The organism is Deinococcus sonorensis KR-87, assembly GCF_040256395.1.
Classification (GTDB): domain Bacteria; phylum Deinococcota; class Deinococci; order Deinococcales; family Deinococcaceae; genus Deinococcus; species Deinococcus sonorensis.
Genome location: NZ_CP158296.1, coordinates 140,071 through 153,035 on the forward strand (window position 1 = coordinate 140,071; position 12,965 = coordinate 153,035).

Below are 12,965 nucleotides of genomic sequence, written 5' to 3' on the forward strand. Positions count from 1 at the left end.
AGTCCGGCTGACACGATGTCCGTGTTCAGCCGGTTCAGGGGAGCTGCGCCTGAGTTGTGTGTCCCCGGTCCAGCTGCTGGCTGGGCCGCATCGCCTTACCTAAAAGCTGCCCTGCACCGGGCTGCACGCCTGCTGGGGACGTGGGATCCCGGTCAGAACACCTGTGCCTGGCCTGATGGGCCGGCCGCCTGGCTCAGGAGCGCAGGCGGTTCATGACGCCGCGCCAGCTGCCAAGCTGAACCCAGGCGGCAACCAGGGCGCCGCCCACCACCAGTCGCAGCGGCGCGGCCACGGCGTCCGGCGACACGGTGCTGAGCAGCGCCACCGAGAGCAGCACCAGGCTGATCGGCAGCTGCACGCTCAGCTGCAGACGCCGGTGGCCCTGCACGCCCTGCAACCGGCCGAGGGCCTGGCGGGCGGCCTGGGCGGCCAGCAGCAGCGCCAGCACCTGCAGCACATTCAGCTGGAAAACAGCGGAGACGTTCGGAATCAGCGGATGCAGCAGGAAGGCGACCATGGACTGATGTTGACATGAGGAGTCTTTCAATTTTCCCTCAAGGCCAGGAGGTCAGGACCGGTGAATCGGGGACCTTCGCCTGTCAGGATGAGGGCGGCCCCACCGGCCGTAAGGAGACTTCACCATGTCCGATGCTTCCGACCGTGCTGCCGCCCTGGACCCGGAGACGCTCGAGTTTCTGCAGACGGTCTTCGATCTGGTGCGGGCCGGCGACACCGCACAGCTGACGCCGCTGCTGGACCACGGGCTGCCCGCCAACCTGACCAATCACCGGGGGGACACCCTGCTGATGCTGGCCAGCTACCACGGCCACCTGGAGCTGACCCGGCAGCTGCTGCAGCACGGCGCCGATCCGGAACGCCCCAACGATCAGGGTCAGACGCCGCTGCTGGGCGCCGCCTTCAAGGGCGACCTGCCGATGGTGGACCTGCTGCTGGAACACGGGGCGGATGTGGAAAGCCGCAGCCCGGACGGCAAGACCGCCCTGATGATGGCGGCGATGTTCAACCGCACCGCCATCGTGACGCGGCTTCTGGAACGCGGCGCCCAGCTGAGTGCCCGCGCCGTGGACGGCACGTCCGCCCTCGACGCGGCCCGGCTGATGGGGGCCGCCGACACCGCCGCCCAGCTGGAAGCGCTGATGGATCAGGCGCTGTAGACGCCCCCTCGCCTAGCCGTGGCGCGGCAGTGTGAAGCTGAAGGTGGCGCCTTCCCCCGGACGGCCCTCGGCGAACACCTGACCTCCATGCCGCAGCACGATGCGGCGGACCGTCGCCAGCCCCACCCCGGTGCCCTGAAAGTCCTGGTAGTTGTGCAGCCGCTGGAACACCACGAACAGCTTGTGCTGGTAGGCCGGATCGAAGCCCACGCCATTGTCGCCAACCGAAATGGTCCAGCCGTCCGCCCCCTCCTGAACCTCCACCTTCACCACCGACAGCGGACGGGTCTGGGAGTATTTCACCGCGTTGGAGAGCAGATTAGTGATCACCTGCTGCAGCGTGTCGCTGTCGCCCCACACCACCGGCAGCGGCGCCACCTGCCACTCTACCGGCTGCGCTGGGAACTCGGCCCTGACGTCGTGCTGCGCCTGCCGCACCAGCAGGTCCAGGTTCACCGGGCCCAGCCGCAGGTCCTGGCGGCCCATCCTGGAGAGCGTCAGCATGCCGTCAATCAGGGTGTTCATGCGCGTGGCGGCGTCGTGGATGACGTTCAGGTACCGCTCCACCTTGCTGTTGGGGGTGCCCCGCACCTCGCGCAGGGCCAGGTCCGCAAAGCCCATCACGTGCCGCACCGGTGTCCGCAGGTCGTGCGACACCGAGTAGGTGAAGCCCTCCAGCTCCTCATTGGCCGCCGTGAGGGCGGCGTTGCTGTGTTCCAGCTCCGCTGAGCGCTGCGCGAGTTGCATCAGGCCCTGGGCGCGTTCCAGCGCCAGACCCAGGCTGGTGGTGACGCCCTCCAGCATCGCCCGCTCGCTGGCGTTCCAGAGCCGCGGCCCGAACTGCGCCACCGCGAACACGCCGGTCGGCTGACCGTGCAGCAGCAGGGGCAGGCTGGCGACCGCCTGAACCACCCCGGCCGTCTCGACGATGCCGTCGGTGTCCGGGTGGTAGTGCTGCTGATACAGCGGCCGCCCACTGGACCAGGGAATCGTCAGGGTGGGGGTCAACTCCCACTCCAGTCCGCCCTGCACCGCCGCCTCCAGCCCCGCGTGACCGCGCTCGCCCACCTGGGAACGCAGCGTCCAGCGCTGATCCTGCGGTTCGTAGTACGCCGCGAACCCGTCCGGCAGCAGCGACAGCGCCACCTCCTGCGCCCGTCGGATCAGCGCGTACGGGTCGCGCTGCACGCCCAGGTCGCTGGTCAGCTGCGCGAAGGCCTCCAGCGCCTGGGTCTGGGCCAGCAGCTCGGCATTCTGGACCTGCAGCGTCTCGGCGGTGGCCGCCCGTTCCAGGGCCAGCGCGAGGCTGCGCGCCACCGCCATGAAGGTGGCCCGGGCGCGGGGGGTCCAGTGCCGGCTGTGGCGGGTGCCGGCGGCCAGCAGGCCGAAGGGCCGGCCCTGCCAGAAGTACGGGTACAGCGCGCCGTTGCCGTGCGGCTCGCTGACCACCCGCGCCGATTCGCCGCCGTTCCAGCCGCTGACCGTGACCGGAGAACGGGTCCAGAGCGCCTCCGCGAAGCCGGGAGTTTCCAGCGGCAGCGGCGCGACGGTCGCGTGCCCGGAAACCACGCGCGGCTGCCACTGCTGGTCGTCCAGCGTGTAGTACATGATGTGCAGCTCCGGCACGGTCGCGTTCAGCACGTCCCGGGCGTGGGCGGCCAGCAGCAGCAGGTCGGTCTCGGTGCCGACCGCCTCGGTGAAGGTCACGAAGGCGTCCAGGGCGGCCCGCTCCTCTTCCAGCAGCGCCTGCCGCTCCTCCAGCTGGCGGGTCTGCTCGGCGCGTTCCAGCGCCAGCCCCAGGCTGCGCCCCACCGCCTTGAAGATGTCCAGCTCCGCCTCGGTCCACAGCTGGGCACCGACCCGGCCGATGCCCAGCCAGCTTTTCGGCTCGCCGCCGGAGCTGTAGGGGTAGACCGCCCCGGTCTCGTAGCTCGCCTCGCCCGTCTCATCGCCCTCCTGCGGCTGCATATGGCTGTATGACAGCGGGGCATTGGTCTCGAAGGCCCGCTGCAGGCCCGGCGCGGCCCTTGGAAAATGCAGCCTCGTCTGCAGCGAACGGCGCATGAACGGGTCCTGCGACAGCACCCGCGCGGTCCAGAAGTCGCCGTCGGCCTCGTAGTAGCCCACGCTCACCTCGCCCAGGCTGGCGCGCAGCACCTCGATGGCCTGCTCGGCCAGCACCGGCACATCGGTGCTGCTGGCGACCCGCTCGGTGAACTGCACGAAGGCCCTCAGGGCGTCGGCCGGCTGATGGTGCTGCCCCAACTCCTGACCGGCCTGTTGCAGGCGAACCAGGGCGGCCCCGGCCTGCTGCAGCAGCACCGACAGCACCCGGCGCTCGCTCCACGAGAATGGGTGCGGCTCGCTGTAGATCACGGTCAGCACGCCGGCCGGGGGAGCGCCGGGCAGCGGCAGCGCGGCAGCGGCTCCCGGCCGTGCGGCCACTCCGGTCTCCGGCTGGTCCGGCAGGGCCGACAGGTCATCCAGGTACAGCGCCTCCCGGCGGTGCCACACGGCAGCGGCCAACGTCGTCCCGACGTCGAAGTCCGCGGCGCCGCTGCTGGCGGCCAGCGTCAGGGGCAGGCCGTCCCTGTCCGGCCACCACACCTGAGCGGCGGGAGCCAGGAGCGAGCGGCGGGCCGCATCCAGCAGCCATTCCAGCACTGCCCCTTCGGTCTGGGCCGACGCGAGGGCGTCCAGCAGGTCCAGAACGTCCGGAGACCACTGAGGCGCTGCCCGGACGTCCGACCGCTCTGTCATGTCGGCAGAATACCGCCTGTTCCCAGTGAAGGCTTCCCCTGTCTGGTCCCGTGCCGCCGCGCCCGCTAGACTGACGGCCGAGGCTGCCGCAGCTGCAGACAGGTGAATTCACAGCATGGCCCAAGCGCACGACGACCGATTTGCCCAGCTGATCGAAGGCAACGCCGAGATCAACGCGCTCCTGCGCCAGCAGGCCGAGGCGGGCCTGACCAACCTGCACCGTCCCATCGAGCGGCTGGGGGCCCTGCTGGTGCGGCCGGTGTTTCTGGTGGTGTCGCTGACGGTGGCCGTGCTGTGGGTGCTGCTGAACCTGGACCTCAAGGTCGTCACCTCACGGCCCTGGGACGCGCCGCCGTTCTTCTGGCTTCAGGGACTCGTCGGAGTGCTGAGCCTGATCACCACCGCCACCGTGCTGGTGTCGCAGGCCCGGCAGGCGCAGCTGGCCGAGCAGCGCGCCCAGCTGCAGCTGCAGGTGATCCTGCTGACCGAGCAGCGCACTGCCAAACTGATCGGACTGCTGGAGGAGTTGCGGCGCGACCTGCCGAACGTGCACGACCGCCCTGATCTGGAGGCGGAGGTGATGCAGCAGGCCAGCAGCCCGCAGGCGATTCTGGAGGCCATCGTGACGCAGGACGACGCGGGAACAGAGGAGCGCTAGCGGTCCCGTGCCGGTCCGGCTCGGAACGACAGCAGCGCGGTGACGGCGGCCAGCAGGCTCAGCGCCGCGCACCACCAGCTGACCCGCTGGAAGCCCGCCACGAAGGCGCGCTGCACCGAGCCCCGCAGCTGCGCGGTGCGCGCCGCAGGACCGGCCGGGATCGGCACCTGGGCCAGCCGGTCCGCCTGGGCCAGCATCGATTGAGTCACGGCGGGCGGTTGCTGCTGGGAGTGCAGCTGACGGCTCAGGTCGCTGCGGAAGCTGCCGAGCATCACCAGCCCCAGCGCTGCCACCGCCAGCAGCCCGCCGGTGCGCGACACCGCGTTGTTGACCCCGGACGCGGTGCCGCTGTACTCCGGCTCCACGCTGCCCAGCACCGCGCTGACCAGCGGCGCCACCGTCAGGCTCAGGCCCAGCCCCAGCACCACGATGGCGGGAAAGAAGCTCTGCCAGTAGCTGCCGCCCAGCGAGGTGCGGGCGAACACCGCGAAGGCCACGGCGCAGGTCAGCGGCCCGGCCGTCAGGAACAGGCGCGGCCCGGTGTGGGCCGACCAGCGTCCAACCGGACCTGACAGCACGGTGAGCAGCAGCGCCAGCGGCACCAGCGCCGCGCCCGCCTGGGCCGGCGTGTAGCCCTGGACCCCGATTAGGTTCAACGGCAGGAAGAAGGTCAGGGCGCCCAGGGCGCCGTACAGCAGCAGGGTCAGCACGGTGGTGCCGCTGAACGCGGGCCGCCGGAACAGGGTCAGCGGCAGCATCGGGTGCTGTTCACGGGCCTCCCAGAGCACAAACCCCAGCAACAGGGCGGCGCCCAGCAGGCCCAGCGGCAGTGGCCCCCCCAGGCCGCCGGCCCCGGCCGGGCCGCCCGCCTGGATCAGCGCGAAGGTGAGCAGGCCCAGTCCCACGGCCGCCAGCAGCGAGCCGAACAGGTCGGGCGGCTGCGCGCCTGGGCTGCGCGTCTCCGGCACCTGCCGCAGGCACAGCAGCACCAGCACCGCCAGCGGCAGGTTGATCAGGAAGGCCCAGCGCCACGACAGCTGGACCAGCAGCCCGCCCAGCACCGGCCCGAGCAGGCTGGTGGCGGAGGTGGCGGCCGACCACAGGCCCACCGCCCGGCCCCGCCCCGCGTCATCGAACAGCACCCCGATCATGGCAAGGCTTCCAGGAATCAGCAGCGCGCCGCCGACCCCCTGCAGCACCCGCCCGGCGATCAGCACGTTCAGGGTCGGGGCCAGTCCGCAGCCGAGCGAGGCCACCGCGAAGATCGCCACCCCCAGCCCGAACACCAGCCGCCGGCCATACCGGTCCCCCAACGCCCCACCGGTCAGGATCAGGGCGGCCAGCATCAGCATGTAGCCGTTGACAATCCACTGGCTGCCGGCCACGCCCGACCCGAAGTAGCGCTGAATGGCGTTCAGCGCGACGTTGACGATGCTGCCGTCAAGAAACGCGAGGCTGGACCCGAGCACCGCGGCGGCCACAGTCCAGCGCTGCGGGGTGGTCCAGGGCACGGGGGCGGTGGTCATGCCCCAGCGTACCCTGCAGGGGAGCCGCGCCGGTCAGGGGGCCAGGCGGGCCGTCCGGAGCCAGAAATCGCACAGCGCCTGCATCACGTGGGTCAGCTGCCCCAGGTCGTCAGGCTTGACCAGGTAGCTGCTGGCGAAGTCCCGGTAGCTCTGATAGATGTCCGGCAGGGCATCCGAGGAACTGAGGATCACCACCGGCAGGGCCGCCAGTGTTCGGTCGCGCTTGATCTGCTGCAACAGCTCCAGGCCGTGCATGTCCGGCAGGTTGATGTCCAGCAGCACCAGCTGAGGCGGCATCGGGCTCGCCGCCAGGTGGGCGAGCGCCTCAGCCCCGCTGCCCACCACCACGCAGCGGGGCGGCGGCTGCGTCAGCGACAGGGCGTGGGTGATCAGCTCGGCGTCGGCCGGCTCATCCTCGACCAGCAGGATCTGGACGGGGCGTTTCATGCCTCACTGTAGCGAGCGGGTCGGTGACGGACCCGCCACATTTGACTAACGTCACCACTCCGGCTGCCCATGCGGCCTTGACCGTTTCCTGAGAAACGGCACGCCGGCGGGCCGCGGACAGGACGTTCAGCACCATTCTGGCCCGCAGTCCGGCGGTACCCTGGCCACGAGGGCCAGATCCAGATGGGGTCCCGGCGCGTATATCTCAGAAGGCCGCTGGCCTCGTCCTGCTCATGTCGGTTTCGGCCGGCGCCCGGAGGTCCTGAAATGGCACACGAACCCGAAGATCCGTCTGTTCAGAAGGAACTGCCCAGGCGCACCTTCCTGCGGAACGCCACGTTGTTTGCCGGGACAGTCGCCGGCCTGGGTGGCGGCCTGGAGCTGCTCAGTCGCCGCCCCGGAGCCGCCGCCGAGGGCACGCTGCCCGGCGCTGTCACACCGGCCGCCCGGCCGCTCGGTCCCTACGACGTCAAAGATCCCATCACGCCCTACGCCCAGGCGACCAGCTACAACAACTTCTACGAGTTCGGCATCGACAAGGCGGACCCGGCCCGTATGGCCGGCAGCCTGCACACCCGGCCCTGGACCGTGCGGCTGGACGGCGAGGTGCGCAAGCCCCAGACGGTGGACATCGACACGCTGCAGTCGTGGTTCCCGCTGGAGGACCGCATCTACCGGATGCGCTGCGTGGAGGGCTGGTCCATGGTGATGCCGTGGCTGGGCTTTCCGCTGGCCGCCCTGATCCGCCGCATGGAGCCCACCAGCAAGGCCAAGTACGTGCAGTTCACGGCCCTCTACGACCCCAAGCAGTTTCCGGGCCAGCGCGGCAACGTGCTGGACTGGCCCTACGTGGAGGGGCTGCGGCTGGACGAGGCGCTGCACCCGCTGGCGTTCATGGCGGTGGGCCTGCAGGGCCGGGTGCTGCCCGGTCAGAACGGCGCCCCGCTGCGGCTGGCGGTGCCGTGGAAGTACGGCTTCAAGAGCATCAAATCGGTGGTCCGCATCACCCTGACCGAGAAGCAGCCGCACACCACCTGGAGCCTCGCGGCCCCCGACGAGTACGGCTTCTACGCCAACGTCAACCCGGCGGTGGACCACCCACGCTGGAGTCAGGCCACCGAGCGGCGGATCGGGGATCTGGGCCGGCGCAAGACCCTGCCGTTCAACGGGTACGCCGATCAGGTCGCGCACCTCTACACCGGCCTTGACCTGAGAAGGAACTTTTGAAGGCCGCCGTCCGGCCACCGCTGGCGTGGCTGGGCCCGGCCGTGGTGATCGGTGGGCTGCTGCCGGTGGCGGTGCTGCTGCTGGATGCGCGTACCGGCGCGCTGGGCGCCAATCCGGTGCAGCGGGCGCTGCTGCAGACCGGCGTGCTGACGCTGGCCACGCTGGTCCTGTCGCTGGGGTGTACACCGCTGCGGCGGCTGACCGGCTGGACCTGGCCGGCGCGCATCCGCAAAGCGCTGGGCCTGATCGCCTTCCTGTACGCCCTGCTGCACTTCGGCATCTACCTGTTCGACCAGGGCTTCACGCTTCAGACGGTGCTGGACGATGTACTGAAGCGCCCCTTCATCACCGCCGGCTTTGGAGCGCTGGTGCTGCTCCTCCCGTTGGCGCTGACCAGTTTCCGTGGTTCGGTGCGGCGGCTCGGCTTCGCGCGCTGGACGGCGCTGCACCGGCTGGTGTATCTGGCGGCCGGCCTGGGCGTGCTGCACTACTGGTGGGGGGTCAAGAAGGACCATACCGAGCCGCTGATCTACGCGCTGCTGGTGGCGGCGCTGCTGATCGTGCGGGTGGTGCTGGCGCGGCGGGCGGGTGGCCGGCGTCCGGCCTCGGCCACCCGCCTGGGTGCCTCCAGCGAGCGTCCGCCCTCGGCCTAAGCGGGGTATACCTGCTCAGTGTGGGGTTGGGGCGCTGGGCCGGGCCGCGCACTGCCCGTCGCGGCTGTACGGACAACGGGGTGCCGGGGCCTCCCGCTGCTGACAGATGCGCTCGCCCGCCTTGATGCGCTCAGCCAGCGCCACGGTGTCCGGCATCGGGGTGTCGTGCAGGTCGTCGTGCAGGAACCGAAGGAAGCGCCGGTAATGCTCGATGGCCGCGTAGCGGTCCTGCACCGCCGACAGGCAGGTCATCAGCTTCTGGTGGTGCTGCTCGCCCTGATAGGGGTCCGCCGTGAGCGCCCGCTGCAGCGCCACCACGGCGCCGGGGCAGTCGCCGGCCCCGCAGCGGGTCAGGAACAGTTCGGTGCAGGCGTGCACGTAGGCGGCCCGGTGCTCCTCACGCGCCTGCCGGGCCCACTCGGCCGTCACCTGCGGCAGGTAATCGCCGCGGTACAGGTCCACGGCCGCCTGAAAGCCCTGCAGTCGGGCCGACGGGTCCGTCGCTCGCTCGGCCTCATGCAGGGCCGCGTAAAAGCCGTGCACATCCGACGCCTGAAGCACCGCCGCCGACAGCTGATAGCGGCCGTACTGCTCGGTCACACTGGCCGGATCCGCCAGCGCCGTCCTCAGCCGGTGGATCGTCACGCGGAACCGGTTGGCGCTGGCCGGGCCCGGGTTCAGCCCCCACAGGTCCTCCAGAATCTGCTCGCGGGTCCGCCCCTCGGGAGACGACAGCAGGTAGTACAGCAACTCCTGAGCGCTGGCGGCCGCCCACGTGACCGGCTGCGCACCTCGCCGCACCTCTGGCCGCCCGAAGGCGCACACGACCAGGGAGTCGGCCGTGTGCGCGGGAATGGGACGCGGCTCTGAAGGGGTGGACCGGCTGAGGCTCATACCCAGAGTATGCTCCGCGGGCATTACGGAGGCATTACCGCAGGCTGCCCGGTCGGCACCTCACGTCCACAGCACTGCTCCATCACGCTGAACCGGATCGCTCACCCAGCCGACGGTCGGGCGGTCCCGATTGGCAGGCCACGCTCCAGCTGCCGGATGATGCGCCGTTCCTTCAGCCCAGAAGTGGCCCGGTCATCAACCAGCCCGATCAGGGGTCCGCGTGCTTCACTGTCCGTGCGCTCCAGGTGCGCCGGTTATAGGGACGGAACGGTCCGGGCGCAGGGGGGCTGGAGCGCGGCGCCCTCATCGTCCGCCGGCTCGTCCGGGTGCTCGCTGGCCATCAACTCCAGGAAGGCGCGGGCCACCTGGGGATCGAAGTGGCTGCCGCTGGTCCGCTCGATCTCGGCCAGCGCTTCCTGGGAGGTCCAGGCGCGCTTGTAGGGCCGCCGGTCGGTGAGCGCGTCGTACACGTCGATCACGGCGAACAGTCGGGCCGCGAGGGGAATGGCCTCGCCCGCCAGCTGGGCCGGGTAGCCGGTGCCGTCCCAGCGCTCGTGATGGTGCCGCACCACCTCGAGCGTGGAGGCCGGCAGGTTCGGCAGGTGCTGCAGCAGTTCGTACCCGATCACCGGATGCTGCTGGATCACCGCCCACTCTTCAGCGTCCAGCTTGCCGGGTTTGCGCAGGATGCTGTCAGGAATGGCCACCTTGCCGGTGTCGTGCAGGTAAGCGCCCCAGCGCAGCGCGTCCAGCTCGCTGCCACTGAAGCCCAGTGCCCGCGCGAGCCGCTCGGTCAGGCGCACCACCCGGTCGGTGTGCCCGGCCGTCTCGTAGTCGCGGTACTCCAGCACCAGCCCCAGGGCGCGCAGCGTCTCCTCGCGCGAGCTGGCGAGTTGCACCATATGCAGCCGGCGTTCCAGCGCCACGCTGACCCGCTCCGCGATGGCGGCGAGGAGCCGCCGGGCCTCGGTGTCCACCTCCGGACGGCGCGACAGCAGCATGAAAATACCCAGCAGCCGCTCGTCCTCGAAGACCGGCAGGGCAGCCATGGAGCGGAACTCGCCCAGAACCGCCGCGACCTGGGGCGGCAGCGCACCGTGGTCCACCACGCCGAAGAACGGCTGTCCGGCTCTCAGCACCTCCCCGATGCTGCCGAACGAGGCGAGGGTGGGAAAGCCCTGGGTCAGGCCGCGGTGCAGTGACAGGTTCACCTCGCACGAGTGGACCACCCGCAGTTCCTCGCCGTGCAGCCGCAGATAGAACCCGCAGGCGTCGCCGGTCAGGCTGACGTACCGCTCCAGCGCCTCGTAGGCGAGCGTCGTGGGATCGTGCTGCTGTTCCAGCGCCTCGGTCAGGTCCAGCAGCTGCCGGTAGCGTTCCACCTGGGCCTGCACCTGGGCCTCGGCCTGCCTGCGCGCACTCACGTCACGCGACGAGCTGTGGTATTCGGTGGCCCGCCCGGTCAGCGGATCGCGCACCACCCGGGCGCTGGTTTCCAGCCAGACGTAATGGCCCTGGGCGTGCCGCACCCGCAGGGCCAGCTCGGCCCGGTCGCCCTGACCCCGGATCAGCGAGCGCCGCAGTGTCCGGTACCCCGGCAGATCGTCCGGGTGCAGCACGTCCTGATGGTTCAGTCGGGCCGCCTGCTCCGGTGTGTAGCCGAGCAGCTCATGCACCGCCGGCGAGATGTACATCTCCGGGTCGCCGACCCGCTGGGCGGTGATCAAATTCGAGGAGTTCTCGGCCATCAGCCGGAATTTGCGTTCACTCTCCTGCAGGGCGCGCTGCGCGGCCAGCTGTTCAGTCACGTCCTCCACCACCACCAGCCGGGCCGGGCGGTCCGCAAACGTCAACCCATGGCCATGAACGATCACGTCAATGGGCGTGCCGTCCCTGCGCAGGTGGCAGACCGGGTCGGCGTGCTGCAGCACGGGCGGAAGGTCGTGGATCAGCGTTTCAAAGGCGTCCCGGTCTGCGCCGGGGCGAAGTTCCTTGAGGTGCAGCTGCAGAAATTCCTGGCGGCTGTAGCCGTATTTGACGACCGCCGCGTCGTTGACCTCCAGCACCCGCAGCGTCTGCAGGTCATAGACCCACATCGGAAGCGGGTTGTGGGCAAACAGATGCCGGAAGGCGGCTTCGCGGTCCTTCAGTTCGTCGCGCAGCGCCATCTGGTGGGTCACGTCGCGCGAGTTGACCAGGATGCCGCCGATTTCCGGGTCGTCCGGGTGGTACGCCGCGATGGATTCGATCCAGATCCAGCGTCCGTCCTGGTGCAGGAAACGGTACGTCGCCTGCACCGGCTGACCGGGCGTGGCCAGCGCCTGACCGATGGCCTGCATCACCAGTGGCTGGTCGGCCTCAAAGATGAATGCGAAGGCCGACTGTCCCACCAGCGCGCTCACCGGATAGCCCAGCAGCCGGGGCGTGGCGTCGGTGGTGTAGGTCAGGACCCCCTCCGGTGAAATCACGCTGACGAGGTCCGCGCCGAACTGGTTGAACTTGCGGTGGCGGGCCTCGCTGGTGCGCAGCCGGTCCAGCAGGGTGGCGCGTTCCAGCGCATAGGCGCACTGGTCCGCCAGCGCACGCATGAACTGGCGGTGTTCGGGCGTGAACTGGAGGTCGTCGCGGAAGTGCAGGGTCAGGGCGCCGGCTGGCCGACCCTCGTGGTTCAGAACCAGCGCGGCGGCCGCCTGATAGCTGCTGCGCGGCAGCTGCGGATACAGGCTGTCCCAGGCGGACGCGCTCAGCAGCAGGTCCTGGCCGGTGCGGATCGCCTCGGCCGCCGGCACGGGTCCGGAAAGCGGCACGCGCGCCCACGCGTTGCCCGGCTGTTCTTCATACCCGGCGCTCCCGAGCAGTTCCAGAAATGCTCCGTCCGGGGTGAGCCGCAGCACGCCGCCGGCCGCCGCGCCCAGGGCCTCCAGGGCGTGCTGCAGAATCACGGCCACCACATCGTCTGCGGTGGTGGCGGTGCTGAGGGCGGCCGCCACCTGCTGCTGGGCGGCGCCGAGCCGCTCGGCCACCACCCGAGCGGTGACGTCGCGGGCCAGGACCAGCAGGCCCTGCACCTCCGGGTCGTGCAGCAGGTTGACGGCGGTGCCTTCCAGCCAGCGCCAGCGCTGGGCCTGCCCGCGCACCCGGAACGGCGACAGCCCCACGCTGGCACCGGGCTGCGCTTCACCAAATACCTCGGCGTGCATCCGAAGCGCGTCGTCCGGGTGAATCAGAGTCTGGATCGGCGCCGGCGTCCAGGCGCCGGCTGTCGTGAGCGCGCCGAGCGCCTCCCGGGCCGCCGGATTACAGGCCCTCACCTCACCGGCGGCATCCAGCAGCAGCACCAGGTCGGTGCTGTGGGTGAACAGCGCTTCCACAATACCGGCGCCCGGCTGAAACCAGGGCGCTGTTCTGGAGGGCTGATCGGGAGCGTTCTTCACGGGACCTCGGGGGCGTGGTGGAAAAGACGTGCGTAGGTGGTGAAGCAGACCGTCGCAGGACCAACAGTCAGGGTCCGTAGAGGCTAGCTCATTGAACCTTGCGCCATTCTTACCGCGCCCTCAGCTTCTGTCACCAGTGCCAGGGGTCTTCATCGTCGTTCCGGTCAAGATCTTGTCAGAAGGGCGGGGGT

Annotated in this window: 10 protein-coding genes; 4 read left to right on the top strand and 6 right to left on the bottom strand. The window is 70.2% G+C overall.

Annotation, left to right across the window (positions count from 1 at the left end; genetic code table 11):
- Nucleotides 1-193: 193 nt before the first annotated feature.
- Nucleotides 194-517, bottom strand: a complete 324-nt coding sequence (locus ABOD76_RS00635; RefSeq protein WP_350241049.1) for a hypothetical protein — start codon at nucleotides 515-517, stop codon at nucleotides 194-196.
- Between the two features lie 124 nt (nucleotides 518-641).
- Between ABOD76_RS00635 and ABOD76_RS00640 the strand changes: the two genes are divergently transcribed.
- Nucleotides 642-1,175 (top strand): ankyrin repeat domain-containing protein, encoded by a 534-nt coding sequence (locus ABOD76_RS00640; RefSeq protein WP_350241051.1) that lies wholly within the window; start codon nucleotides 642-644, stop codon nucleotides 1,173-1,175.
- 12 nt (nucleotides 1,176-1,187) lie between these two features.
- On the opposite strand, the gene ABOD76_RS00645 is transcribed toward ABOD76_RS00640, so the two are convergent.
- On the bottom strand, nucleotides 1,188-3,935 hold the full coding sequence (locus ABOD76_RS00645; protein ID WP_350241053.1) for an ATP-binding protein: 2,748 nt from the start codon (nucleotides 3,933-3,935) through the stop codon (nucleotides 1,188-1,190).
- A gap of 115 nt (nucleotides 3,936-4,050) precedes the next feature.
- On the opposite strand from ABOD76_RS00645, the gene ABOD76_RS00650 reads away from it, so the two are divergent.
- Nucleotides 4,051-4,593: a DUF1003 domain-containing protein gene (locus ABOD76_RS00650; protein ID WP_350241055.1), complete on the top strand. Its 543-nt coding sequence runs from the start codon at nucleotides 4,051-4,053 to the stop codon at nucleotides 4,591-4,593.
- On the opposite strand, the gene ABOD76_RS00655 is transcribed toward ABOD76_RS00650, so the two are convergent.
- Nucleotides 4,590-6,119 carry an MFS transporter gene (locus ABOD76_RS00655; RefSeq protein WP_350241056.1) on the bottom strand — a complete coding sequence of 510 codons (1,530 nt, stop codon included), beginning with the start codon at nucleotides 6,117-6,119 and terminating at the stop codon, nucleotides 4,590-4,592. The genes ABOD76_RS00650 and ABOD76_RS00655 overlap by 4 nt on opposite strands.
- Before the next feature lie 33 nt (nucleotides 6,120-6,152).
- Nucleotides 6,153-6,566, bottom strand: a complete 414-nt coding sequence (locus tag ABOD76_RS00660) for a response regulator (RefSeq protein WP_350241057.1) — start codon at nucleotides 6,564-6,566, stop codon at nucleotides 6,153-6,155.
- A 267-nt stretch (nucleotides 6,567-6,833) separates the two neighbouring features.
- Between ABOD76_RS00660 and msrP the strand changes: the two genes are divergently transcribed.
- Nucleotides 6,834-7,793 carry a protein-methionine-sulfoxide reductase catalytic subunit MsrP gene (msrP, locus tag ABOD76_RS00665; RefSeq protein ID WP_350241058.1) on the top strand — a complete coding sequence of 320 codons (960 nt, stop codon included), beginning with the start codon at nucleotides 6,834-6,836 and terminating at the stop codon, nucleotides 7,791-7,793.
- Entirely contained in the window at nucleotides 7,790-8,446 is a 657-nt protein-coding gene (locus tag ABOD76_RS00670) for a protein-methionine-sulfoxide reductase heme-binding subunit MsrQ (RefSeq protein WP_350241060.1), read from the top strand. The genes msrP and ABOD76_RS00670 overlap by 4 nt, the downstream gene beginning before the upstream one ends.
- Before the next feature lie 15 nt (nucleotides 8,447-8,461).
- On the opposite strand, the gene ABOD76_RS00675 is transcribed toward ABOD76_RS00670, so the two are convergent.
- A complete protein-coding gene (locus ABOD76_RS00675) occupies nucleotides 8,462-9,340 on the bottom strand; it encodes an AfsR/SARP family transcriptional regulator (protein ID WP_350241062.1) in 879 nt (292 codons plus the stop codon).
- A 254-nt stretch (nucleotides 9,341-9,594) separates the two neighbouring features.
- Nucleotides 9,595-12,774 (bottom strand): PAS domain S-box protein, encoded by a 3,180-nt coding sequence (locus ABOD76_RS00680; RefSeq protein WP_350241063.1) that lies wholly within the window; start codon nucleotides 12,772-12,774, stop codon nucleotides 9,595-9,597.
- Nucleotides 12,775-12,965 lie beyond the last annotated feature (191 nt).